General features: G+C 70.6%; 20 protein-coding genes. 6 read left to right on the forward strand and 14 right to left on the reverse strand.

The annotated features are described in order from the left end of the window. Positions 1 to 22 precede the first annotated feature (22 nt). The gene (locus tag RMT89_RS31125) at positions 23 to 1,264 is read right to left on the reverse strand and encodes a glycosyl hydrolase (RefSeq protein ID WP_315887066.1); all 1,242 of its coding nucleotides are present in this window, start codon (positions 1,262 to 1,264) and stop codon (positions 23 to 25) included. A gap of 125 nt (positions 1,265 to 1,389) precedes the next feature. Here RMT89_RS31125 and RMT89_RS31130 point away from each other — a divergent pair, with 125 nt between their 5' ends. Beyond that, entirely contained in the window at positions 1,390 to 2,655 is a 1,266-nt protein-coding gene (locus RMT89_RS31130) for an ATP-grasp domain-containing protein (protein ID WP_315887067.1), read from the forward strand. A gap of 66 nt (positions 2,656 to 2,721) precedes the next feature. Here the strand turns inward: RMT89_RS31130 and RMT89_RS31135 are convergent, their stop codons facing one another. From RMT89_RS31135 to RMT89_RS31145, 3 genes are all read right to left on the reverse strand, one after another. After that, complete coding sequence (locus RMT89_RS31135) at positions 2,722 to 3,630, reverse strand: chaplin family protein (protein ID WP_315887068.1); 909 nt, start codon at positions 3,628 to 3,630, stop codon at positions 2,722 to 2,724. Positions 3,631 to 3,761: 131 nt separating this feature from the next. Then, positions 3,762 to 3,989: a chaplin gene (locus RMT89_RS31140; protein ID WP_315887069.1), complete on the reverse strand. Its 228-nt coding sequence runs from the start codon at positions 3,987 to 3,989 to the stop codon at positions 3,762 to 3,764. A 329-nt stretch (positions 3,990 to 4,318) separates the two neighbouring features. After that, a complete protein-coding gene (locus tag RMT89_RS31145; protein ID WP_315887070.1) occupies positions 4,319 to 4,735 on the reverse strand; it encodes a rodlin in 417 nt (138 codons plus the stop codon). Between the two features lie 283 nt (positions 4,736 to 5,018). Here RMT89_RS31145 and RMT89_RS31150 point away from each other — a divergent pair, with 283 nt between their 5' ends. From RMT89_RS31150 to RMT89_RS31160, 3 genes are all read left to right on the forward strand, one after another. Continuing rightward, entirely contained in the window at positions 5,019 to 5,420 is a 402-nt protein-coding gene (locus RMT89_RS31150) for a rodlin (RefSeq protein WP_315887071.1), read from the forward strand. 76 nt (positions 5,421 to 5,496) lie between these two features. Continuing rightward, positions 5,497 to 6,525, forward strand: coding sequence for an LCP family protein (locus RMT89_RS31155; protein ID WP_315887072.1), 1,029 nt, complete (start codon positions 5,497 to 5,499; stop codon positions 6,523 to 6,525). Between the two features lie 123 nt (positions 6,526 to 6,648). After that, positions 6,649 to 7,059, forward strand: a complete 411-nt coding sequence (locus RMT89_RS31160) for a rodlin (protein ID WP_315887073.1) — start codon at positions 6,649 to 6,651, stop codon at positions 7,057 to 7,059. Between the two features lie 74 nt (positions 7,060 to 7,133). Here the strand turns inward: RMT89_RS31160 and RMT89_RS31165 are convergent, their stop codons facing one another. From RMT89_RS31165 to RMT89_RS31180, 4 genes are all read right to left on the reverse strand, one after another. Further along, positions 7,134 to 9,053 (reverse strand): AMP-dependent synthetase/ligase, encoded by a 1,920-nt coding sequence (locus RMT89_RS31165; protein WP_315887074.1) that lies wholly within the window; start codon positions 9,051 to 9,053, stop codon positions 7,134 to 7,136. A 113-nt stretch (positions 9,054 to 9,166) separates the two neighbouring features. After that, the gene (locus RMT89_RS31170) at positions 9,167 to 10,681 is read right to left on the reverse strand and encodes a von Willebrand factor type A domain-containing protein (protein ID WP_315887075.1); all 1,515 of its coding nucleotides are present in this window, start codon (positions 10,679 to 10,681) and stop codon (positions 9,167 to 9,169) included. A 147-nt stretch (positions 10,682 to 10,828) separates the two neighbouring features. Beyond that, positions 10,829 to 11,680 carry an ABC transporter permease gene (locus RMT89_RS31175; protein WP_315887076.1) on the reverse strand — a complete coding sequence of 284 codons (852 nt, stop codon included), beginning with the start codon at positions 11,678 to 11,680 and terminating at the stop codon, positions 10,829 to 10,831. Continuing rightward, entirely contained in the window at positions 11,677 to 14,310 is a 2,634-nt protein-coding gene (locus RMT89_RS31180) for an alpha/beta fold hydrolase (protein ID WP_315887077.1), read from the reverse strand. Before RMT89_RS31180 ends, RMT89_RS31175 begins: the two co-directional genes overlap by 4 nt. A 222-nt stretch (positions 14,311 to 14,532) precedes the next feature. On the opposite strand from RMT89_RS31180, the gene RMT89_RS31185 reads away from it, so the two are divergent. After that, the gene (locus tag RMT89_RS31185; RefSeq protein WP_315887078.1) at positions 14,533 to 15,987 is read left to right on the forward strand and encodes a condensation domain-containing protein; all 1,455 of its coding nucleotides are present in this window, start codon (positions 14,533 to 14,535) and stop codon (positions 15,985 to 15,987) included. Here the strand turns inward: RMT89_RS31185 and RMT89_RS31190 are convergent. Next, positions 15,893 to 17,287 (reverse strand): APC family permease, encoded by a 1,395-nt coding sequence (locus RMT89_RS31190; RefSeq protein WP_315887079.1) that lies wholly within the window; start codon positions 17,285 to 17,287, stop codon positions 15,893 to 15,895. The two genes, RMT89_RS31185 and RMT89_RS31190, sit on opposite strands and share 95 nt — an antisense overlap. 337 nt (positions 17,288 to 17,624) lie before the next feature. Here RMT89_RS31190 and RMT89_RS31195 point away from each other — a divergent pair, with 337 nt between their 5' ends. After that, positions 17,625 to 18,476, forward strand: coding sequence for a hypothetical protein (locus RMT89_RS31195; protein ID WP_315887080.1), 852 nt, complete (start codon positions 17,625 to 17,627; stop codon positions 18,474 to 18,476). 53 nt (positions 18,477 to 18,529) lie between these two features. Here RMT89_RS31195 and mmsA read toward each other — a convergent pair whose 3' ends face one another. Genes mmsA through iolC form a run of 5 tightly spaced genes read right to left on the reverse strand, consistent with a single transcriptional unit; the run spans position 18,530 to position 24,701 of the window. Further along, a complete protein-coding gene (gene mmsA, locus RMT89_RS31200) occupies positions 18,530 to 20,032 on the reverse strand; it encodes a CoA-acylating methylmalonate-semialdehyde dehydrogenase (protein WP_315887081.1) in 1,503 nt (500 codons plus the stop codon). Between the two features lie 14 nt (positions 20,033 to 20,046). Continuing rightward, on the reverse strand, positions 20,047 to 21,924 hold the full coding sequence (gene iolD / locus RMT89_RS31205; RefSeq protein ID WP_315887082.1) for a 3D-(3,5/4)-trihydroxycyclohexane-1,2-dione acylhydrolase (decyclizing): 1,878 nt from the start codon (positions 21,922 to 21,924) through the stop codon (positions 20,047 to 20,049). After that, positions 21,921 to 22,739 carry a 5-deoxy-glucuronate isomerase gene (iolB, locus tag RMT89_RS31210; protein ID WP_315887083.1) on the reverse strand — a complete coding sequence of 273 codons (819 nt, stop codon included), beginning with the start codon at positions 22,737 to 22,739 and terminating at the stop codon, positions 21,921 to 21,923. Before iolB ends, iolD begins: the two co-directional genes overlap by 4 nt. A 7-nt stretch (positions 22,740 to 22,746) precedes the next feature. Further along, a complete protein-coding gene (locus tag RMT89_RS31215) occupies positions 22,747 to 23,637 on the reverse strand; it encodes a deoxyribose-phosphate aldolase (protein WP_315887084.1) in 891 nt (296 codons plus the stop codon). Further along, positions 23,634 to 24,701, reverse strand: coding sequence for a 5-dehydro-2-deoxygluconokinase (gene iolC, locus RMT89_RS31220; protein WP_315887085.1), 1,068 nt, complete (start codon positions 24,699 to 24,701; stop codon positions 23,634 to 23,636). Before iolC ends, RMT89_RS31215 begins: the two co-directional genes overlap by 4 nt. Positions 24,702 to 24,883: the final 182 nt, after the last annotated feature.

A 24,883-nucleotide genomic window follows, 5' to 3' on the forward strand; every position in this document is an offset into this window, starting at 1 on the left:
GGGGCCCGCCGCCACCAGGGGCTCACCGGTTGCGCGAGAACCAGTCGAAGCGCAGGCACAGCTTCCCGCCGAGCCAGTACTCCACCCAGTCGCCCAGATCCAGCGGCGAACAGTTCGGCGGCGTGGTGGGCTCCACCGGGGTCGGGGTGGGCTTCGGCTGGTCGGTACGGCCGGACAGCACCGAGCGGTAGACCGCGGAGGACTCGGGGTTGTCCGCGCACTGCCACACACCGTGCGGGCAGTAGTCGGTCACCGTGTTGTACACCGGCTTGTACTCGTCCATCCAGGCCAGCATCCGCCGCATGTACTCGGCGTTGTCGCCGTTGCGGAAGAGTCCCCACTCGGGATAGGAAATGGGCTTGCCGTGGGATTTGGCGAAGTTCACGTGTTCCTGAAGTCCGTAGGGCTCTTTCACCTGTTCGTCGAACGACATTCCGCGCGGTTGGTCGTACGTGTCCATTCCGATGATGTCGACCGTGTCGTCCCCCGGATAACACTCCGTCCAGGGCACGGCGTCCCGCCCCCGGTTCGGGGTGAAGTCGAACCGGAATTTCTGACCCGGCACCGAACGCATGGTGGTGACGATCCTGTTCCAGTACTTCTTCCAGGCCTCCGGGTCGGGGCCGCAGCGATGGGTGTACGTGGCGCCGTTCATCTCCCAGCCGAGCGCGATCACCGTGTCCGGCACCTTCAGTTCCACCAGCCGTTCGGCGAGGGCGCGGAAGTGATGGTCGAAGGCGCCGGCCGCGCCCTGGCGCAGCAGCAGCCGGACCTCGGCGTCGGAGACACGGTCCTCGTTGCGCTCCAGCATGGGGACGTTGAGGACGAACATCCGGTCGTCCCGCTCGCGCCGCCAGTCGGCCCACGCGCCGAGGAAGCCGGGGGTGCCCTCGATGTTGCTCCACCGGTCACCCGGCAGATAGGTGTGCCCGACGCGCAGGTCGGCGCCGCCCAGCCAGCGGCTGAGCTCGGCGATCCGGTCGACGCCCCGGGCGCCGTAGTCGAGGTAGGCGCCGAAGGCGGGGACGTCCTTCTTCGGCTCGGCGGCCACGGGCCCGATGACCGCGGTGGGCGCCTGGGGTGCCGCCGCCGGGGTCTGCGCCGCGCTTGCCGTGGGTGTCGGAGACGGAGGGTCGGCGACCCGCACCACCCCCGCACCCGCGGCGAATCCAGGACCGGATGCCAGGGCGGCGGACGCGGCGACGATCACCGCGACACACGCCAGCCGCAGGCGGGACCGGGCCGGTCGCTGCTGAGGGGTCATGCCTGCTCCTTTCTCCACACTCGCGGGACTGCCCATGACTGACACTCAGTCATATGAACAGGAATTACGCCACCGTCGTTACGGCTTTCGAGTGCCCCGCTCGCCCGACAGAAGGAATTGAGTCCGTGTCGCTGTTCGACACCCGGGTGCCCGCGGTATTGCTGCGGATCGACCGGAATCCCTTTCACCACGGAACGCTGGGCGCCGTGCGCTCACTCGGCCGCGCGGGCGTGGACGTGCACTTGGTCGCCGACTGCACGGCGTCCCCCGTACGCGCGTCGCGTTTTGTGACCCGGCTGCACCCACCGCCGCCGCCCGGCGCCGCCCCGGCCGACATCGCGGTGGCGCTGCGCAGGGTGGCCGCGGGGATCGCGCGGCCTGCGGTGTTGATCCCCTTGGACGACGCGGGCGCGGTGGCGGTGGGCCGGCTCGGCGCGGAGCTCTCCCCCGCCTATCTCCTGCCGCAGCAGCCCGGTTCGCTGGCCGAGCGGGTGGCCGACAAGGCCGAGCTGGCCGCCCTGTGCGCGGCGGCGGGCGTACCGCACCCCCGGACGGTCGTCCCGGCCGACGCGTCAGAGGCCGCCGCGCAGGCCTGGCGGCTGGGCCTGCCGGTGATCGCGAAGTGGAGCCGCCCCTGGCTGCTGCCGCCCGGCAGTGGGCTGCGCAGCACGGTGGTGATCCGCTCGGCCCAGCAGGCAAGGGAGTTGTACGCGCGCACGGCGGAGGCGGGCAGCCGGCTGCTCCTCCAGGCGTTCCTGCCTCCGGGCCCCGACCTGGACTGGTTCTTCCACGGATACGTCGACCGTGCGGGCGTCCTGCGGGCGGGCGGGGCCGGGGTGAAGCAACTGTCCTGGCCCCGGGGCGCGGGCCTGACGGCGGTGGGCCGCTGGACCACCAACCCACAGGTGCGGGCGCTGGCCGAACAGTTGGTGTCGCGGCTGGGCTACCGAGGGATCCTCGACCTCGACTTCCGCCGCTGTGCGACCACGGGTCAGTACCACCTGCTCGACTTCAACCCGCGCCCGGGCGCCCAGTTCCGCCTCTTCACGGACAGCGCGGGCCTGGACGTCGTACGAGCTCTCCACCTGGACCTGACCCACCGCCCGCTGCCGGAGGGGGCGGAGCGCCCGGGCCGGCTCTTCGTGGTGGAGAACTACGCGCCGCTGACGGCACTGCGCCCCGCGCGAAGCGGTCGGGAGTCGGCGTGGCACGCCACGGACGACCGCTTCCCCGGCTGGGCGATGTGGGTCCTGTGGACCAGGCATGTGGCGCATCGCGTCGTGGACCGTCTGCGCCGTCTGTGCAAGCGCTCCGGCGCTCCGGCGGAGGCGCGGGTGGTCCGTCAGGCGAATGCGCTGGTGACCGACGACGAGAAGGCGAGCAGTCGCTGAGGGGCGACCCGCTGGTGGTGGGCGCGGGTGCCGGACGCTGTGGACGTCCGGCACCCGTCGCTCGTCTCACCGACGGGACGCGGCTCGGCCTCGTCGGTACAGGACGGCCCCGCCCGCGATCAGCGCGGCACTGGCACCGGACGCGGCCAGCATGGCCTCACCGCTACCGGTGTCGGGCAGGCTGGGCGGCGGGCCGGTGTGACCCCCGTTGGGCGGAGGGGTGTGGCCACCGCCGTTGGGCGGAGGCGTGCTGCTGCCCCCACCGTTGGGCGGAGGCGTGCTGCTGCCCCCACCGTTCGGCGGAGGCGTACTGCCGCCCCCACCGTTCGGCGGAGGCGTACTGCCGCCCCCACCGTTCGGCGGAGGCGTACTGCTGCCACCGCCGTTGGGCGGCGGCGTGCTGCCGCCCCCACCGTTCGGCGGAGGCGTGTGGCCCCCTCCCGGGGGTGTCGTGGGCGGCTTGGTCGGAGGCGTGTCCCCGTACCCGTCGTCCTCCGGTGGCGAGTCCTCGTGACCGCAGTCGTTGCCGAACACCGGGTTCAGGCCACTGATCACATCGGCGGTGTTCCCGCACAACTGCACCGGCACATCGGCCGGAGCCGACACCCCGTTGCCGGCCCCGGCACCGGGCGACCCCTCGGTCATCGAGTGCGCCGAGGCACCGGAACCGTCGTCGTCGCCGTCGTCGTCGCCGCCGTCGCCGTACCCGGAACCGTCGTACGGCGCCCCGAACGAACCACCCTTCACCGCGTCGTCGTCCCCCGTGGCGCAGTCGTTGCCGAAGGAGGGGTTGAGCGCGGAGACCACGTCGGCGGTGTTGCCGCAGGCGTTGACCGGAACCTCGACCGGCGCCGACACATCGTTGCCGGCCAGCATGCCGGGCGAATCCGCGGCGGCCACGTTCGCGCTCGTGTCGGCGAGGGCGGAGGTGCCGCACAGGGACAGAATGCCTGTCGCGGCGGCGGCCGCGACCATTCCCCTACTCAGGGTCTGTCGCAATCTCGTTGTCTTCCTGCTTGAAGAAGTAAGAAAAGCCGGCCTCGGAACGGGGAGAAGGCGTCCAAGGCCGGCCGTGGCACAAGCCGAGCGGCTGGTGCGTTACGTCGTCAGTCGTTGACGCAGGTGTTGCCGAACGCCGGGTTCAGCAGGGCGATGACGTTCACGGTGTTGCCGCAGACGTTGACCGGAATGTGGATGGGAACCTGGACCACATTGCCCGAGAGGACACCCGGGGAGCCGACAGCCGCCCCGTTCGCACCCGCGTCGGCGAACGCCGGGGTGGCCATGCCCATGGCCAGAATCGCGCCTGCGACAACAGCAACGGTCTTCTTCATGAACTATCCCTTCTCTGCGGTCATGACTCTTTGTAGGCCGAAGCCGAGCGAGCACAGCTGGAACGGCTCGCACCATGACCGGCAGGCTGTAGAACGAGGGATAGACAGATGAAGAAACTACGGAACGCGAGTCGCCGGTTAATTCACTCTAACGCCTTCACGGAATTGACACCGGAGATCCACAGGCGCCTCCCGCCGGAGATGAAACGCTTCGCCTGGGTGAAGGAATGTGACAGGGCGTCAATGCGCCGAAACCGCCCGGCGGTCCACTGCGAATGCGGGACCGGCCGGGCGGTTTCCTTGATCGGCTTTCTTGATCGGCGAAATCGTCAGCCGTTCTTGGCTCCGTTGCCGGACAGCGCCGAGATGTCGCTGAGGATGTGCGACAGCGGCTCGTCACCCTTGGCCTGGGTGGAGTTGTCGGCGCACTGCTGGTTCTGCGGGGCCGACAGGATCGGCACGTCCTGGGCCACGCCGACAGCGGCGATGATGCCGAGGATGGCCTGGAGGTTCGCCTTCACGGGCACACCCGCGCAGAGCTTGTTGACCGAGCCCTGGACCAGCGTGGCCTGCGGGCTCATCTTGCCCTTGGTCACCTGGTTGCCGAACCGCGAGTGGGCGCCGTTGCCGCTGGCGGAGGTGGTGCCGCTGTCGTCACCGATGGCAAGCGCCTGGGGGGCGGCCGCGGCCGAAGCGCCGACTACGGACGCGGTGACCGCGACGGCGGCCATTGCCTTCTTCAGCATGTCGCTTTCCTTTCCTGGGCAGGAGGCGTCGCGGGTCCGGACGCACCCTGGGGCGAGACGCATGTTCCTGCCCTCGCATCAACCCGGTGGGCGGGGATTGGTTTCGACGCTTCACCCGATCGGGCCGTTCGGCACCCGGAATTCACGGAATTGGCAGGCACGGCAAAGTGCCGCCATTCCTTCGGCGTGTGCGCCATCGGAGTGAATGACAGCAACCAAGCAGACCAGGGGCAGTTGACCAGAGCGCTCCGGTGGACGGGGTTTCTCCAGAAGGGACTAGCAAGTGATCAAGAAGGTTTTGGCCTCCGCCGCGGTCGCCGCGTCCGTCGTCGGGGCCGCCTCGCCGGCCATGGCCATCGGCAACGACGACGGCACCACGTCCTACAGTGGCAACGGTTCGATGCAGTCGTACGGCAACTCGGCCACGTACGGGAACATGAGCCCGCAGATGGCGCTCATCCAGGGCTCGTTCAACAAGCCCTGCATCGGCCTGCCGGCCAAGGCGAACCTCCAGGGGCTGCTCGGCGTCGTCGCCGTCGGCGTCCTCCAGGACGTGCCGATCCTCTCGGCGCCGCAGAACCAGCAGTGTGTCGAGAACTCCACCCAGGCCAAGGGCGACGAGCCGCTGTCGCACGTCCTGGACGACATCTCGGTCCTCGCCGGCAACGGCACGGGCAACCGCTGAGTCACCGGGCTGCTTTCTGAGCCCCCGTCAGCGGGCCGCCGGATCACCGGCGGCCCGCTGACTTACGTTTCGTCGGGTGACGACGAAGAGAACCTTTTCTTCCCTGGTGGTGTCCGGACTCGTCCTGGCGGCCGGCGCCACGCTGCTCGGCAGCTCCGCGCTCCCCGACCGGCAGCGGACCCCGTACGGCCTGAACATCCTGGTGATGGGGACCGACGGCCGGGACACCATCAGCGCCGCCGAGAGACGCGAGTTCCACGCGGGCGGCGTCGCCTGCGACTGCACGGACACCCTGATGCTGGTGCATCTCTCGGCCCGGCGTGACCGGGTGAGCGTGGTCAGCCTGCCGCGCGACTCCTACGCGGAGATCCCGCCGTACCGCGACAAGGTCACCGGCGAGGAGCGGCCGTCGCAGCCGGTCAAGCTCAACGGCGCCTACGCGGAGGGCGGGCCCGAGTCCACCGTGCGCACGGTCGAGGCGATGACCGGGCTGAGTGTGGACCGGTATCTCCAGATCGACTTCCGGCGGTTCATCGACGCGGTGAACGAGGTCGGCGGGGTGGAGGTGTGCACCTCGCGGACGTTGAAGGACGAGGTGACCAAGCTGCATCTGAGGCCCGGCACGCATCGGCTGGGCGGCGGGCCCGCGCTGCAGTACGTCCGCTCGCGGAAGGTGGACGGGGCGGCCGATCTCGGGCGGATCCAGCGTCAGCAGCGGTTCCTTGTGCAGGCCTTGCGCGGGATGCAGGCGCGCGAGCTGCTCGCCGATCCGGTGGCGATGGGGAAGGTGGCCGATGCCCTGCTCGGCCCGGGGCGGGTCGAGCAGGGCATCGGCGCCCTGGAGCTGGTGGAGCTGGCGGCGGCGCTGAAGGCGGTACCGGCCAGGGCGACGGAGTTCGCGACCGTCCCGGTCGCCGGGTTCAACCCGGTCCGGGAGGACGTCGGTTCCACGCTGGCCTGGGACGGGCCGAAGGCGCGGTCGATGTTCAGCAAGCTGCGCGAGGACCGTCCGCTGATCAAGGCCGGGGCCGATCCGCGCCCCTACGACCCGCCGCGGATGACCCGCGCGGTCACGGTGCGCGGGAGCGCGTACGCGTGCCGGTGAGGGCTCTCGCGCGGGCGGTACGCGCTGGGCCAATCGGGGCAAAGCCCGCAACCCCGCCCGGGGTGGGGGCGTTGACGATCATGCAGCTCCTCCCCCGGAGTCCGCTTTTCGAAGGGAACGAACATGAAGAAGCTGTGGGCAACCGCGGCTGTCGCCGCCTCCGTCGCCGGTGTGACGGCTGCCGCCGCCCCTCAGGCGCTCGCGATCGGCGACGACAACGGCACCACCTCCGCCAGCGGCAACCACGCCAAGCAGGAGTTCGGCAACTCGGCCACGTTCGGTGACATGAGCCCGCAGCTCTCGCTGGTCCAGGGTTCGCTGAACAAGCCCTGCATCGGCCTGCCGGCGAAGCTCAACGCCCAGGGACTCCTCGGTATCGTCGCCGTCGGCGTCCTCCAGGACGTGCCGATCCTCTCGGCGCCGCAGAACCAGCAGTGTGTCGAGAACTCCACCCAGGCCAAGGGCGACGAGCCGCTGTCGCACATCCTGGACGACATCTCGGCGCTGTCGGGCAACGGCACGGGCAACGGCTGAGCCTCCACTCCGCCGCGGCGGGTCACCGGGTTTCCCCCGGTGACCCGCTTTTCGTCGTCGTCGGCCGTCGTACGTCAGCCGCGGTAGAGGGCCTCGATCTCGTCCTCGTACGCGCGGATCACCGTGTGCCGCTTGACCTTCAGGGACGGGGTCAGCATGCCGTTCTCCTCGCTGAACTCGCCCTCCACCAGGGCGAAGGCGCGGATCGACTCGGCGCGGGAGACGGCCTCGTTGGCGTAGTCGACGGCCTTCTGGACGTCCGCGCGCATCCGTCCGTCGCGGACGACCTCGGACATCGGGGTGTCCGCGGGCAGTTTGCGGACCGACAGCCAGTGGGCGACCGCGTCGGGTTCGAGGGTGATCAGGGCGGCGACGAAGGGCCGGTTGTCGCCGACGACGATGCACTGGCCGATGGGGGCGCGGCTGCGCAGCCGGTCCTCCAGGACGGCCGGGGAGACGTTCTTGCCGCCGGAGGTGACGATGAGGTCCTTCTTGCGGCCGGTGATGGTGAGGTAGCCCTCCTCGTCCAGCGAGCCCAGGTCGCCGGTGGCGAACCAGTCGTCCTGGAGGACGGCGTCGGTGGCGGCCGGGTTGTTCCAGTACGACGCGAAGACGATGCCGCCCTTGATCAGGACCTCGCCGTCGTCGGCGATGCGCACCGTGGTGCCGGGGACCGGGGGGCCGACCGTGCCGGGGCGGGGCTTCAGGGGCGGGACGATCGTGGCGGCGGCGGTCGTCTCGGTCAGGCCGTAGCCCTCGTAGATGATGATGCCGGCGGCGTAGAAGAAGAGGTTGAGGTTGCGGTCGAGGGGGGAGCCGCCGCTGATCGCGTAGCGCATCCGGCCGCCGAGCTCCTTGCGGACGCGGCGGTAGACCAGAAGGTCGTACAGGGCCCATGCCGCGTACAGGCCGGGGCCCGGGCCCTTGCCGGTGCCGAGGAAGCGGTTCAGGTAGGCCTCGCCGAAGCGGACGGCGATGCGGTCGGCGCGGTCGAAGGAGGCGGCCCGTCCCATCTTCTCCGCGGTGGCGCGGCCGGTGTCGTGGATCTTCTCGAAGAGATACGGGACACCCACCAGGAAGGTCGGGCGGAACTCCTTGAGCGCCGGGCGGAGTTCGTCGGGTTTCACGCCCGGGCAGTGGCCGATCTCGATGCGGGCCATCATGCAGGAGATCTGGAGGCTGCGGCCCAGGATGTGCGCGAGCGGGAGGAAGAGCAGGGTCGACGGGGTCTGGCGGGTGACCTCCCGGAACACCGGCAGCAGCAGTTCCACGGTGTTGGCGGCCTCGGCGCAGAGGTTGGCGTGTGTGATCACGCAGCCCTTGGGGCGGCCGGTGGTGCCCGAGGTGTAGCAGACCGTCGCGATGGTGTCGGGGGTCAGTGTCGTACGGCGCTTGGTGACCTCCTCGTCGGGGATGTCCTGGCCGAGCGTGGTGAGGTCGGCGAGGGCGCCCGCGTCCAGCTCCCAGATGCGGGGGGTGTGCTGGTGGGCCGCGGTGCCTGTGGTGACCGTGGCGGTGTTCTCGGGGGTTTCCGTGATGACGTGGTGGGTGCCGGAGTCGCGGACGATCCACTCCACCTGTTCCGCGGAGGAGGTGGGGTAGATCGGTACGGACTGGCCGCCGGCGGCCCAGATCGCGAAGTCGAGCAGCGTCCACTCGTAGCGGGTGCGGGACATGACCGCTACTCGTCCGCCGGGTTCCAGGCCGGCCGCGATGAGGCCCTTGGCGATGGCTGTGACCTCGGTCGCGAAGGCGGCGGCGGTCACGTTGTGCCATCTGCCGTGGGTTGTGCGGCGGGCGACCGTCGCCGTCGGGGCCTCGGTGGCGTTCGTGAAGGGGATGTCGGCCGTGGTGCCGGTGGGGCGTTGCGTCGCGAGGGGCGGGACGCGGGCATCGCGGACTGTGCCGTTGTCGTCCTTGGTGATCTCGACCCTGGTGCGGGTGAGGAGGTCGGTGCGGTGCTTTGCTCGCTTCAGGTCCTTGCGTACGCCCATGACGGCTCCCGGTCGCGGCGGCTCTGCGGCTCGGACTTGCGGGTTCTGCTGGCTTACTGGAGAGTCAACTTACTCGTGCGTAGCCGTAGGTCAATGGGTGCGGCTGCTCGTAGCTACGTCAGGCGTTCCGCCTGGTCTATCGCCTCCGAGAGTTCGTCTACCGCCTTGTCCTGCGTGGCCTCTGCCAGTTCGTCGGCCCTGTCCCCGAGTTCGCTCAGGCCCGGTGCTCCCGGCAGGGAGTCCCAGCGGTCGTCTCCCCTGCGGAGGGCGTCGGCGAAGTAGGCGGCTGTCGCCGTCACCTGGAAGCGGGGGCCCGCGCTCCAGATCGAGTCGTCCAGGGAGTCCGTCTCCAGTTGGCCGGACTCCTCGTGCGGGGTACGGGAGTTGGGGTCCTGCCAGCGGACTGTCGCGGTGGCCAGGCGGCCTTCGGCGTTCGGGGTGGTGCGGACCGCGTACAGGGCCGTGACCGTGTGGCCGGGGCCCGTTTCGCCGCCGTCCACCGAGTCGTCGCGGAAGTCCTCGTCGGCCACCTGGCGGTTGTCGTAGCCGATCAGGCGGAACTCCTCGACCGTTTCCGGGTCGAAGGCGACCTGGGCCTTCGCGTCCCGTGCCGTCAGATCGATGTTGCGCGGGAGTTGTTCGCTGAAGACCTGGTTGGCCTCCTCCTCGCCCGAGACGTACACCGTGTTGCCGTCGCCCTTGTCCGCGAGGCGTTCCATCAGGGCGTCGCCGTAGTCGCTGCCCACGCCTACGCCGAAGAGGGTGATGCCGTACTCCTGCCGGGCGCCCGCCACTCGTTCCAGGATCGTGTCCGCGTCCGTGTCGCCCGTGTTGGCCAACGCGTCGGAGATCAGGACCACCCTGTTCGTCGCGCCCTCGCGCAGGCCCTCCACCGCTGTCGCGTAGCCGGTCTCCACGCCCGCGCCCAGGTTGGTCGAGAGGGTCGGCTCCAGGCTGTCGATCGCCTCGTGGATGTCGTCGCGGTTCTCGCCCAAGCGTGTCATCGGCAGGACCGTCTCCGCCTCGTCGCTGAAGGTCACGATCGCGATCGAGTCGTCGTTGCGCAGCCGGTCCGTCATCACGCCCAGCGACTCCTGGGCCAGGTCGAGGCGGCCCTCCTCGCTCATCGAGCCGGAGATGTCGATGACGAAGGTGAGGGCGGCCGGCGGGCGTTCCTCTTCGTCGGCCGCCGCTCGCGTCGCCAGGCCCACGCGGACCAGCGACCAGTCCTCGCGGTTCGTGCGGGCGCCGTCGACGGTGACCGAGAACCCGTCGCCGTCGGGGCGGTCGTAGTCCTGGCGGAAGCTGTTGACGAACTCCTCGGGGCGGATCGTCGAGGGGTCGGGCAGGCGGCCCTCGGCGAGGGTGCGGCGGGCGTAGCCGTAGGAGGCGGTGTCGACGTCGAGGGCGAAGGTGGAGAGGTGGTCCGGGGACGGGGCGACTTCCCGGGAGCTCTCGCCGTCGTCCTGGTCGTACTCGCCGCTGTCGGGGGCCGGGGCAGGGTGGTAGCCCCCGCCGCTGTTGTCCGAGGAGTCCGTCGCGCTGTTCTCCGACCCGGCGCCGCAGCCTGTCAGCAACAGGCCCGCCGCTGTGAGCGCGAGCATCGCGCCCCGCAGGTACCGTGCCATCTTCCGTGCCCCCTTGGTCCGTTGACGTCGACTTCTGTGACTGTGACGGGGCAAGGGGGCGGATCGTGCGGTACGGAGCGTTGCGGGTGGGTCTCGAAGTGGGCACGGCGGGGGGCCTTCGAGACCGGTGGGTGATCTTCCGTTGACCTACGACACCACGTCCTTGCGGGCGAAACCGCGGAAGGCCAGCGCGAACAGGACGACGGCGTACGTTACCGAAATCGCGGTGCCCTGGATCATGCCCGACCACTCGGGGGTGGGCTGAACGGCGTCCGCCCAGGCGAACTGCCAGTGCGCGGGCAGGAAGTGGCGCCAGTCGCCGAGGGCGGTCACCGCGTCCAGGACGTTGCCGACGATCGTGAGACCCACCGCGCCGCCGACCGCGCCGAGCGGGGCGTCGGTCTTCGTCGACAGCCAGAACGCGAGCCCCGCGGTGACCAGTTGGGAGACGAAGAGGTACGCCACGACGACCACCAGGCGCTGGGCCGCGGTACCCGCGTCCAGCGAGCCGCCGGTGGGGATGGCCAGCGGGCCCCAGCCGTAGGCGGCGATGCCGACGGCCAGCGCGACCACCGGAAGCAGCACCATCGCGGCGAGGCTGAGGCCGAGTCCGACGACGAGCTTGGACCACAGCAGCCGGGCCCGCGGCACGGGCGCCGCGAGCAGATAGCGCAGGGAGGACCAGCCGGCCTCCGAGGCGACCGTGTCCCCGCAGAACAGGGCGACCGGGATGACCAGCAGGAAGCCGGCGGAGACGAACAGGTTCACCGCGGCGAAGTTGGCGCCCGAGGCGGTGGCCGTGTCCAGCAGGGTGATGCGGTCACCGCCCTCCGGTTCGCCGCCGATCGCGAAGGCGATGAGCAGGACGAAGGGCAGTGCGGCCAGGATCGCGCCCATGACCAGGGTGCGGCGGCGCTTGAGCTGGCGGACCAGTTCGACGCGCAGCGGCAGGGTCCGGCCTGCCTGGTAGCCGGAGGCGACCTCGGTGAGCGTGCTCATGCGGAACCTCCGATCAGGGTGAGGAAGGCGTCTTCCAGGCGGCGGTGCGGGCCCACCGACCGGACGGGCACTTCGAGGCGTACGAGTTCGGCGACCAGCCGCTCCGCGCTGCCGTCGGCGCCGAGGCGGATCAGGAGGCCGTCGTCGGTCCGTACCGCCGAGGCCACGCCCGGCAGGGCGGCGACCTTTTCGACGACGGGCTCCTCGACCGGCGAGGCCGTGCCGACGAGCAGGGTGTCGCCGGAGCCGACGATCTCGCCGACCGGGCCCGCCTGGACGAGCCGTCCGCGGTCCATGACCACGAGGTGGGTGCAGGTCTGTTCGACCTCCGCCAGCAGATGGCTGGAGACGATCACCGTGCGTCCGGCGGCCGCGTACCGGATCATCACCTCGCGCATCTCGCGGATCTGGGGCGGGTCGAGACCGTTGGTCGGTTCGTCGAGGATCAGCAGGTCCGGCAGGCCGAGCATGGCCTGGGCGATGGCCAGGCGCTGACGCATGCCCTGGGAGTACGTCCGTACCGCGCGGGCCAACGCGTCGCCGAGCCCGGCGATGTCGAGGGCCTCGTCCAGGTGGGCGTCCTCGGCCGGGCGGCCGGTGGCGGCCCAGTACAGCTCCAGGTTCTCCCGGCCCGACAGATGCGGCAGGAAGCCCGCGCCCTCGACGAAGGCGCCGACGCGGGACAGGACCGGGGAGCCGGGGCGGATGGCGTGGCCGAAGACGCGGATCTCGCCGCCGTCGGGCCGGATCAGGCCCATCAGCATGCGCAGGGTGGTCGTCTTGCCGGCGCCGTTCGGGCCGAGCAGGCCGAGGACCTGGACCTTCTCGACGCGGAAGGTGAGGTCGCGGACGCTGTAGCGGTCGCCGCCCGCGTACTTCTTGCTCAGGTCCGTGATTTGGAGCGGGACCTCGGCCAGTTCCGGGTCGGGGGCGGGTGCCGCGGTGCGGCGGCGGGCGGTCAGCAGCAGGGCCGCGGCGACCAGCACACCGGCGACGGGCAGCCACCAGACCCACGCGGGCAGCGGGGCGGCGGCCGTGGTGACGCCGGGGGCGGTCGGCACGTTCAGGTCGCTCTTCAGGGAGACCTTGTAGGTCGCCGGGGCGGCCGGGGAGGCGTAGCCGAGGTCCGTGGAGGAGAGGACCAGGCGCAGGCGGTGGCCCTTGTCGATCTCGTGGTCGACGGCGGGGAGCGTGATGGTCACGTCCTTGCCGGACCCCGCGTCCTCGACGCGCAGGGGCGTGACCAGCTGGGAGGGGAGCACCTGCTGGGTGCCGTCGGCGCCGACGTCGTACACCTTGGCGAAGAGGACGGCGTCCTCGCTGGTCGACTCGACATGGACGGTGACCGTCGGGGAGCCGGTGATGCGCAGGTCGTCGGTGACGGGGGCCGAGTCGAAGCGGGCGTACTGGCCGGGGAAGTCGAGGGAGACGCCGACGCCGAGGGAGGAGAGCTGGGCGAGTCCTCCGCCGCCGAGTCCTGGCAGGGCGGAGACGGCGGGCGGGCCGGCGCCGGCCGGGTTGGCGAAGGTCTGCTCGCGGCCGGTCAGGGCGACTTCGCGCTGTCCGCTCTCCAGGCCGGGGTAGCGGTCCCCGCCGGCGCCCCTCAACAGGGCCTGGCCGTCGGTGGAGTCGACGCCTCCGGTGCGGCTGACACGGAAGGCCGGGCCGGTGTCGGCGGCCTTGTCGTCCTTGAGGTAGCGGTCGAACCAGGCCTGTACGCGCGCCCGGACCCGGTCGCCCTCCAGGTCGCCGCCGTCATGGCCGCCCGCGATCCAGTCGACGTCGACGGGGGCGCCGTTGGCACGGATCGCCTTCGCCGCCGCGTCGGCCTGGCCGAGCGGGAAGAGGGAGTCGGTCTGGCCCTGCACGAGGAGCGTGGGGACCTTGATGCGGTCGGCGACGGCCGAGGGGGAGCGCCGTTCCAGCAGTTCGCGCGCCTCGGCGTCCGGGGTGCCGGACTCGGCCACGCGGTCGTACATCCGGCAGATCCGGGCCTCGAACCGGTCGCAGCCGCCCGCGGTGTTGACGAAGATGCCGGCCCAGAGCTTCTTGAAGACGCCGTTCGGGAAGAGGGCGTCGGCGAGGTTCCAGTAGGTGATCGCCGGGGCTATGGCGTCGACGCGGTCGTCGTACCCGGCGCCGAGCAGGGAGATCGCGCCGCCGTAGGAGGCGCCGGCCATGCCGACGCGCGGGTCGCCGGTCCGGTCGAGCTGGACCTGGGGTTGCCGCGCGAGCCAGTCGATCAGCTTGGAGACATCGGCGACCTCGGCCTTCGGGTCGTTGAGACCGACCTTGCCGGTGGACTCGCCGAAGCCGCGGGCCGACCAGGTCAGCACCGCGTACCCGTCGGCGGCCAGATCCTCGGCCTGCTCGCGCACGTCGTCCTTGCTGCCGCCGAAGCCGTGGCCGATCAGGACGGCGGGGCGGCGCTCGCCCCCGGCGGTGGTGAAGTACGAGGTGTCCAGGCGGGCGCCGCCGACGTCCATGACCCGGTCGGCGCGGTGCACCGCGGGCCCGTCGTCGGAGGCTACGGCCGTCCAGGTGCCGGCACCGGCGAGCACGACGACGGCGGCCCCGGCGGCCAGCAGACGCCGGGGCCGCCGGAACGGCCCTCGCAGTCGAAGATCCATGATTCAACGGTACGGGGTGAACCTGTCGTCGAGTTATCGACCGGAGGCCGAACCGGCCCACCTCCCTGGGGCGTACGGCGGCCCCTCCGCATACCGCACCCGCGGTACGGGGACCGCTGTTCGAGGGGCCACCCGATCCGCTGAAACCGGGGGAAACCGTATGCTCCGGTTCGGGGTGCGGCAGACCGTAGAAGGTCCGCCCCCCTGCGAAGGAGACGCCCCGTGCGTATCACCGACATCCAGCGCTGCGAGGTCCGGCCCGGACAGCTCGTCGAGTGGACGCTCAGTCCGGCGACGGTCGAGGCGGCCGCGGAACTGCCGGACGACGCCAGGCCACCGGCATACATCCAGGAGTCACACATCAAGACGGCCCGGTCCGTGCGCGAGGACGGTCTGTTCGTGCCGACCTGGCTCGGTACGGCCTTCGACATCCCGGGCCGGATCGACCTCGACGCGCTGGAGGACGCCCTGCGGGCGTGGACGCTCCGGCACGAGACCCTGCGCAGCGGCTTCCGCCAGGACGGCGACGAACTGCGCCGGTTCACGCTCGACCCCGGGTCCGTGTCCCTGCACCGCGAGGTCGTCGGCGACTTCACCGACGCGACGGAGCTGGTACGGCACCTTCAGGACCGCTTCGACGTCGCCGCGGACGCGCTCGGCTGGCCGAACCTGATCTACTCGGCGGTCGTCCGGGACGACGGCGCCAGCGTGTACATGGCCTTCGACCACAGCAATGTCGACGCCTACTCGATCAACCGGATCCCCGCCGAGATCCACGAGCTGTACGCGGGCCGTACGGTCGAGGAGGCGCCGGTGAGCAGCTACATCGACTTCTGCCGGATCGAGCGGACCGACGCGGACGGGATCGACGCGAGTCATGAAGTCGTCGGCCGCTGGCGGGAGTTCATCCGGCGGTGCGACGGTATGCTGCCGGGCTTCCCCGTCGACCTCGGCCTGACCCCCGGCGGGCCGCTGCCCCCGCAGAAGCTCATGCGCGAGCCGCTCGTCGGCGCGGAGGACGCCGCCGCGTTCGAGGCGTACTGCAGGCCGTACGGCGGAAGCCTGGTCGGTCTGCTGGCGGCGACCGCGCTCATCGTGCGGGAGATCGGCGGGCAGTCCGTGTATCGCACGGTCGTGCCCTTCCACACGCGGGTGAAGTCGCGGTGGTCGGAGTCGGTGGGCTGGTACGTCGGCGGGGCTCCGATCGAGGTGCCCGTCCCAGCGGACTTCCCCGCCGCTCTGAAGGCCGTCCGCGCCCAGTTGCAGGCCGCCAGGCCGCTGGCGCGGATGCCGCTCGCCCGGGTGCTGTCCCTTTTGGGCACCGACTTCCGGCCCACGTCGCCTGATCTGTACTCGATCGTGTCGTACGTCGACGCGCGGGGGTTTCCCGGGGCTGAGGACTGGGCCGGGCTTTCGGCTTACGGGCTGATCAGGGTGTCGTACGGGGATCAGGTGTGCGTGTGGGTGAACCGGCTGCACGAGGGGTTGTGGTTCGCCGGCCGGTACCCGGACACGGACGTCGCCTACAAGAACATGCGGCTCTATGTGGAGCGGTTGCGCGACATCGTGGTGGGGGTCAGGGCTATGCCTGAGCGTCCTGCGGCAGTGTCACCAGCCACCGCGTGTCCCGGCGGGGCCGGAGGTACAGCGCCCAGTACAGCGTCGCTACGGCCGTGATGCCGCCCGTCCACAGCAGATACTCCGTCTCCTGCTGGGTCAGGATGTAGGTCAGGACCACGATCAGCAGGACCGGCATCGCCGGCCACAGGGGCATGCGCCAAGCCGGGGTGTGCTGGTGGCCGCCGCGGCGCGCGAGCAGTGCCGCCACCGCCACCAGCAGGTACATGCCGGTCACCGAGACGCCCGTCACGCCGTACAGGGTGTCCAGGTTGACGAAGCACAGGGCGGCGCCGGGGACGCCGACCGCCAGGGTGGCGACCCACGGGGAGCCGAAGCGGCCGAGCTTGGCGAAGACGGTGTTGACCGGCCGGGGCCAGGCCTTGTCGCGGGCCGAGGCGAACAGGACGCGGGAGTTCTGGATGACCATGACGATGCCCGCGTTGATGATCGCGAGGGCCACGCAGAGGCTGACGAAGGTGCCGACCGCGGAGTTGGACCAGGCCGTGACCATGGTGCCGATGTCGCCGCCGGTCAGTTCGGAGAGGTCGGAGGCGCCGAGGGTGATGCCGATGACCGGGACCAGGATGATCACGGCGGAGATGCCGAGGGTGGCCAGGACGGTACGGGCGACGTTCTTGCGCGGGTTCTCCAGTTCCTCGGAGAGGTAGACCGCGGTGGAGAAGCCCTGGGTGACGAAGAGGGCGATGGCGAGCCCGGAGACGATCAGCATGGCCGTCACGGTGTCGACGCCGCCGTCGGTGCCGGCCACCTGGAGCGAGACCAGGCTGTCCGGGCCGCGCTCGGCGTGGGCGAAGCCCAGCACGGCGACCACGGCCGCCGCCACGACCTCCAGGACCAGGAAGACACCGGTGATCCAGGCGTTCGCGCGCAGGTCCAGCAGACCGGCGAGGGTGGCGAGCAGCATCACGCCGGCGCCCGCCATCGACGGGTCGAGGTCGACGATCGGGGCGAGATAGTCGGCCGTGCCCATCGCGATCACGGGCGGCACGATCATCACGACCAGCAGGGAGAGGACGAAGACCAGCCAGCCCGCGAGCCGTCCGGCCATCGTGGTGACCATCGCGTACTCGCCGCCCGCGCTGGGGATCAGGGTGCCGAGCTCGGAGTAGCAGAACGCGACGGCGATACAGAGCAGGGAGCCGATCGCGATGGTGAGGGCGGTGGCGGTGCCGAGCGAGCCGAAGAGGTCGGGGACGACCACGAAGAGGGTGGAGGCGGGCGTCACGCAGGAGAGCGTGAGCAACGTACCGCCGACGACTCCGATCGAACGCTTCAGTTCCGGTGTGGGGGCCGGTACGTCATCGGTGACGAGGGACTTCTCCAGCGTGTCGGTCATGCGGCGGTTCCGATCGACTCGTGCGGCGGTGGTTCGGACGGGAGCGCTATCGCCTCCGGCGGCTTCGGTCGTACGTTTTCTGTCCGCCCCCGGCGCTGCATGGAACACCGACGAAAACCAACACGTCAATGGGTGTTTGCCTACGAAATTCGCAGCTCGAGAGGCCTCTTGATCGCGTTTTCGGCATAAGAGGCAAGCCGTTCCGCTTTTTGTGGCTGTGCGGGAACCGCAACGTGAAGGTCGAAAAAACTGCCGAGGTCCGGCATACGGACGTGTCAGTGGGTCCCGCTAGAGTCCCTTTCTCACAGCGAAGACACAGCGATGGGGTGGGGGCAACATGAAGCTGAGGCACACCACGGCCTGGGTGGGGCTCACGGCGGCGGCGCTCGTGGCGGCCACCGGGTGCGGGTCCGAGGCGGCCAAGGAGACGTCGAAGAAGGCCGCCGAAGCCGCGGTCAGCAACACGGACAAGATCATGGCGGCGCTCGGCCGCGCCACCGACCGGACCGAGGAGCTGGGTTCGGCCGAGGTGAAGATGACGACCGACCTGGGCACCGGCACCCCGATAGCCATGGACGGCACGTACTCGTGGGGCGACGGCATGGCCTACGACGTGCAGATGGACACCAAGGCCGCGCAGATGGAGGCGCTCCAGGACGCCCCGACGATCCGTACGCTGCTCGTCGACGGCGTCTACTACTACGACGTCGACCCGCAGCCCTCCGGCCCGATCGCGGGCAAGGAGTGGATAAAGGTCGACTCCTCCGCGGTGTTCGGCGACAGCGGCAGCCAGGCCTACAAGAACGGCGGCGACGCCGGTAACCCGACGGCCTCGCTGAAGGGCCTGAAGTACGCGAGCGATGTCGAGAACCTCGGCAGGCAGACCGTGAACGGCCAGAGCACGACCCACTACCGCGCCGTGCTCGACGAGAGCGACATGGGCCAGTTCCAGGAGGCCTACAGCGGCGAGGGCAGCATGCTGGGCGACATGACCGGCGGCGCCACCACCATGGCCATGGACATCTGGGTCAACGACAAGGACCTGCCGGTCCGGATGAAGCAGGTCATGGGGAACATGAAGATCTCCATGGACTTCGCCGAGTTCGGTGCCACCAAGGCCATCGACGCCCCGCCGGCCGCGCAGACCGCGGACCTGACCGAGGCACTCAAGGAGCAGAACGGCCAGTGACACGAGAGAGCCCGGGCACCTGGGGTGCCCGGGCTCAGCTGGGTCTCAGTGACTCAGTGGTTGCGCGGGAAGCCCAGGTCGACGCCCGCCGGAGCCTCCGACGGGTCCGGCCAACGGGTCGTGACGACCTTGCCGCGGGTGTAGAAGTGCGTGCCGTCGTTGCCGTAGATGTGGTGGTCGCCGAAGAGCGAGTCCTTCCAGCCGCCGAAGCTGTGGTAGCCGACGGGGACCGGGATCGGGACGTTCACGCCGACCATGCCGGCCTCGATCTCCAGCTGGAAGCGGCGGGCGGCGCCGCCGTCCCGGGTGAAGATCGCGGTGCCGTTGCCGAACGGCGAGTTGTTGATGAGGGCCACGCCGTCCTCGTAGGTGTCCACGCGCAGCACGCACAGCACCGGGCCGAAGATCTCGTCCTGGTAGGCCTTCGCGCTGGTCGGCACCTTGTCGAGGAGCGAGATGCCGATCCAGTGGCCGTCCTCGTGGCCGTCGACCGTGTAGCCGGTGCCGTCCAGGACGACCTCGCAGCCCTCGGCCGCCGCGCCCGCCACGTAGGACGCCACCTTGTCGCGGTGGACCTTGGTGATCAGGGGGCCCATCTCGGAGGTGGGGTCGTTGCCGGGGCCGATCTTGATCTTCTCGGCGCGCTCGCGGATCTTCTCCACCAGCTCGTCGCCGATCGCGCCGACGGCCACGACCGCGGAGATCGCCATGCAGCGCTCGCCCGCCGAGCCGTAGGCGGCGGAGACGGCCGCGTCGGCCGCCGCGTCCAGGTCGGCGTCGGGGAGGACCAGCATGTGGTTCTTGGCGCCGCCGAGGGCCTGGACGCGCTTGTGGTTGGCGGAGGCGGTGGTGTGGATGTAGCGGGCGATCGGGGTCGAGCCGACGAAGGAGACGGCCTTGACGTCGGGGTGCTCCAGCAGGCGGTCGACGGCCACCTTGTCGCCGTGGACGACGTTGAAGACGCCGTCGGGCAGACCGGCTTCCGCCAGCAGCTCGGCGATCTTGAGGGAGGCCGAGGGGTCCTTCTCGGACGGCTTGAGCACGAAGGTGTTGCCGCACGCGATGGCGATCGGGAACATCCACATCGGGACCATCGCCGGGAAGTTGAACGGCGTGATGCCCGCGACGACACCCAGCGGCTGCCGGATCGAGGAGACGTCCACGCGGCTGGCGACCTGCGTGGACAGCTCGCCCTTCAGCTGCACGTTGATCCCGCACGCCAGGTCGACGATCTCCAGGCCGCGCGCGACCTCGCCGAGGGCGTCGGAGTGCACCTTGCCGTGCTCGGCGGTGATCAGCTCGGCGATGGCGTCCCGGTTGGCGTCCAGCAGCGCCCGGAACTTGAACAGGATCGTGGTGCGCTGGGCCAGCGAGGACTGACCCCAGGTCACGAAGGCCTCCCGCGCGGCCTGCACCGCGGCGTCGACCTCGTCGACCGAGGCGAACGCGACCTTCGTGGTGACGGCGCCGGTGGCCGGGTCGGTGACCGGCCCGTAGTGACCCGACGCGCCTTCGACGGTCTTGCCGCCGATCCAGTGGTTGACGATCTTCGTCATGACCAAGAACTCCTTCACAGATGGCGGCGTCGGGTAGAGACGTGCCGGTCGTACTCCTCGCGGGCCTTCACCGCCGACGGTCGGGTCGCGGTCTCGGCCACAGGAACATCCCACCAGGCCTGCGCCTCGGGCGCGCCCGACACTGTGTCTGCCGTTTCGGTCTCCACGTAGACACATGTGGGAGTGCCGGCGGCCCGCGCCTCGGCGAGCGCCGCGCGCAGGTCCCGGACGGTCTTCGCGCGCAGCACGCGCATGCCGAGGCTGGCCGCGTTGGCGGCGAGATCGACGGGGAGCGGGGTGCCCGTATAGGTGCCGTCGTCCGCCTGGAAGCGGTAGGCGGTGCCGAACCGCTCGCCGCCCACCGACTCCGACAGGCCGCCGATGGACGCGTACCCGTGGTTCTGGATGAGCAGCACCTTGATGGCGATGCCCTCCTGCACGGCGGTGACGATCTCGGTCGGCATCATCAGATAGGTGCCGTCGCCGACCAGCGCCCAGACGTTGCGCTCGGGGGCGGCGAGCTTCACGCCGATCGCGGCCGGGATCTCGTAGCCCATGCAGGAGTAGCCGTACTCCAGGTGGTACTGGTCGGCCGAGCGGGCCCGCCAGAGCTTGTGCAGATCGCCGGGGAGCGAGCCGGCCGCGTTGATGATCACGTCCGACTCGTCCACGATCGCGTCCAGCGCGCCGATGACCTGCGGCTGGGACGGCCGTACGTCCGGTTCCAGCGCCTCGAAGCAGGCGTCGACGCGATGCTCCCAGGCGTCCTTGTCCTCGGTGTACTCGGCGACGTAGGCGTCCGTGACCCGGTGCCCGTGCATCTGGAGCGCCTCGGTCAGCTCCATCAGGCCGCTGCGGGCGTCCGCGACCAGGGGGGTCCCGGCGAGCTTGTGGCCGTCGTAGGGCGCGATGTTGAGGTTGAGGAAGCGGACGTCCGGCCGCTGGAAGAGGGTGCCGGAGGCGGTGGTGAAGTCGGTGTACCGGGTGCCGACGCCGATCACCAGGTCGGCGGTGCGGGCCAGTTCGTCGGAGGTCGCGGTGCCGGTGTGGCCGATGCCGCCGATGTCCTGGGGGTGGTCGTGGCGCAGGGAGCCCTTGCCGGCCTGGGTGGAGGCCACCGGGATGCCGGTGGCGCTCGCGAACTCGGCGAGAGCCTCCTCGGCGCGGCTGTGGTGGACCCCGCCGCCGGCGACGACGAGGGGCCGCTGTGCCGTACGGATCGCCGTCACGGCCTCGGCCAGCTCGGTCGGGTCGGCGCCCGGCCGCCGTACGGCCCAGGTGCGCTCGGCGAAGAACTCCTCCGGCCAGTCGTACGCCTCCGCCTGCACGTCCTGGGGCAGGGCGAGGGTGACGGCGCCGGTCTCGACGGGGTCGGTGAGGACGCGCATGGCCTGGAGAGCGGCCGGGATCAGGGCCTCGGGGCGGGTGACGCGGTCGAAGTACCTGGACACCGGGCGCAGACAGTCGTTGACGCTGATGTCGCCCGCGTAGGGGACTTCCAGCTGCTGGAGGACCGGGTCGGCGGGGCGGGTGGCGAAGATGTCGCCGGGGAGCAGCAGGACCGGGAGGTGGTTGACGGTCGCGAGGGCGGCGCCGGTGACCAGGTTGGTCGCGCCCGGGCCGATCGACGTCGTCACCGCGTGCGTGGACAGCCGGTTCGCCTGGCGGGCGTAGCCGACGGCCGCGTGCACCATGGACTGCTCGTTGCGGCCCTGGTGGTACGGCATGACATCGGCGTACTCGACGAGCGCCTGGCCGAGCCCGGCGACGTTCCCGTGGCCGAAGATGCCCCAGGTCGCGCCGATCAGCCGCTGCCGCACGCCGTCGCGCTCGGTGTACTGGGCGGACAGGAAGCGTACGAGCGCCTGCGCGACGGTCAGCCGGGTCGTCATCGGTAGCCCTCCGTGTGGTCGGGGTGGAAGCAGATCCGCCACTCGCGGGTCTCGCCCGGGCCCGCCATGACGTTCAGGTAGTACATGTCGTGGCCGGGCTGGGCGATCGACGGGCCGTGCCAGCCGTCCGGGACGAGGACGACATCACCCGAGCGGACCTCGGCGAGCACGTCCGAGCCGCCCTCCCGGGAGGGGGACACCCGCTGGTAGCCGAGGCCGTGCGGGCCGTCGATCTCGAAGTAGTAGATCTCCTCCAGCTCCGACTCCTCGCCCGGCCGGTGCTCGTCGTGCTTGTGCGGCGGGTACGAGGACCAGTTGCCGCCAGGAGTGATCACCTCCACGGCGATCAGCTTGGCGCACTCGAAGGCGTCGGCGGAGGCGAAGTTGCGGACATGGCGCAGCCGGTTGCCGCTGCCGCGCTCCTCCGTGGGGACCTCCGGCGCGGGGCCGTAGCGGGCGGGGAGTCGTCGCTCGCACCTTGCTCCTGCCAAAGCAAAGCGGCCACCCGCGCCGGAGGCGATCTGTGCCCGGGCGTCTCGGGGTACGTACGCGAAGTCGGTGACCGACGCGAACACGCTTTCCCGGCCCAGGAGTTGGAACTCGTCCTGTTCTGTTTGCACCGTACAACCGCCTTGCAGCGGCAGGACGATCCATTCGCTGTCCCCGGCGGTGAAGGTGTGCGTACCACCCGGCGCCAGCTCGACGATCCGCAGACTGCAGTGGCTCCAGCCGGCCCGCTTGGGGTCGATGTCGAGCGTGTAGTCGGCGTCGCCGGTCGCGCCCTTGGGGACGTACAGCTCACTGTTCGTCGTCATGCGGCCCTCACAGCAGTCCTACGGCGGTGTCCACGGCGGCGGCCACATCGCCGTCCGCCGGATACAGCAGCGAACGGCCGACGACCAGGCCGCGCACGGTGGGGAGTTGGAGGGCGCCGCGCCACTTCTCGTAGGCGGCGACCTGGTCCTCGGCGGAGTCCCCGATGTCGCCGCCGAGGAGGACCGCGGGCAGCGTGGATGTCTCCATGACCTGGGCCATGTCGTCCGGGTTCTCGGTGACCGGGACCTTGAGCCAGGTGTAGGCCGAACTGCCGCCGAGGCCCGAGGCGATGGCGATGGAACGGGTGACGGCGTCGGCGGAGAGATCGTTGCGGAGTTTCCCGTCGGGGGTGCGACGGCTGATGAACGGCTCGACGAACAACGGGAGTTGGCGGGCGGCCATCTCGTCGACGGCTCGGGCGGTGGACTCCAGGGTGTTCAGGGAGCCCGGGTCGTCGTAGTCGATGCGGAGGAGGAGCTTTCCGGCGTCGAAGCCCAGGCGCGCGATGTCCTCGGGGCGGTGGCCCGTGAAGCGGTCGTCGAGTTCGAAGGTGGCGCCCTGGAGTCCGCCGCGGTTCATCGAGCCCATGACGACACGGTCGTCCAGGGCACCGAGGAGAAGCAGGTCGTCGAGGATGTCGGCGGTGGCGAGGACTCCGTCCACGCCGGGGCGGGAGAGGGCGAGACAGAGGCGTTCGAGGAGATCGGCTCGGTTGGCCATGGCGAACTTGCGGTCGCCGACGCCGAGCGCTCCGCGGGCGGGGTGGTCGGCGGCGACGATCATCAGGCGGCCGGAGTCGCCGAGGAGGGGGCGTCGCCTGCGGCGGGCGGCTGCCTCGGCGATGGCCTCAGGATGCCTTGTGCGGGTGCGGACCAGCTCCGCCACGTCGACGGTCACTGTTCGGCCTCGGCTTCGCCTTCGGCCGTTTTCGTGTTCCCACCCGCACCACCCGTGCGGCTTTCGTTGCCGGGTGCGGGTGGCCCCTGTGGGGTGGTCTCGCCGTCGGCGGGTGCGGGTACGGCCCCGGCGGTGAGGGCGGCCGTGATCTCCTCGGGCGTGGGCATCGCCGAGGAGCATTCCAGGCGGGAGGCGACGATCGCGCCCGCCGCGTTGGCGTGGCGCATGGTCGTCTCCAGGTCCCAGCCGTTGAGCAGGCCGTGGCAGAGGGAGCCGCCGAAGGCGTCGCCGGCGCCGAGGCCGTTGAGGACGGTCACCGGGAGCGGGGGGACCTCGGCCTGGTCGCCGTCGCGGTGCACGGCCAGTACGCCCTTCGGGCCCTGTTTCACCACGGCGAGTTCCACTCCGGCATCGAGCAGGGCGCGAGCGGCCGCGTGCGGGTCGCGGACCCCGGTGGCGATCTCCACCTCGTCGAGATTGCCTACGGCGACGGTGGTGTGCTTGAGGGCTTCCGCGTAGAAGGGGCGGGCCGCGTCCGGGTCGGTCCAGAACATGGGCCGCCAGTCGAGGTCGAAGACCGTGGTGCCGGACTTGGCGCGGTGGGCGAGCGCCGCGAGGGTCGCCGTACGGCTGGGCTCCTCGCTCAGGCCTGTGCCGGTCACCCAGAAGATACGGCCGTCGCGGATGGCGTCGAGGTCGAGTTCATGGGCGTCGATCTCCAGGTCGGGCGCCTTGGGCTGCCGGTAGAAGTACAGCGGGAAGTCGTCCGGCGGGAACACCTCGCAGAAGGTGACCGGGGTGGGCAGGCCCTGGACCGGGGTCACCCAGCGGTCGTCGACGCCGAAGTCCCGCAGGGCCTCGTGCAGATAGACGCCGAAGGGGTCGTCGCCGGTGCGGGTGATGACGGCGGTGTTCCGGCCGAGACGGGCGGCGGCGACCGCGACGTTGGTCGCCGAGCCGCCGAGGAACTTGCCGAAGGAGGTGACCTGCGGCAGGGGGACGCCCGTCTGCAGCGGATAGAGGTCCACCCCGATCCGCCCCATGGTGATCAGGTCGTACGCCATCGCGTTCCCTTCGTATCGGCTCTCCCCGGCTTTCTAGCCCTGTGGACGGAGGCCTGTCAATGTTTTGTCCGGACATTCGGACCAGACCTTGAGGGCGCTGGGAGGTTTTGCGGAGTTGTGGGGTATAAGCGGGCCTGAGGGTGTTGTTCCCGTCCTGCGGCTGTAATGCTCTGTGCGTGCTT

Source organism: Streptomyces sp. P17 (assembly GCF_032436805.1).
Lineage (GTDB): Bacteria > Actinomycetota > Actinomycetes > Streptomycetales > Streptomycetaceae > Streptomyces.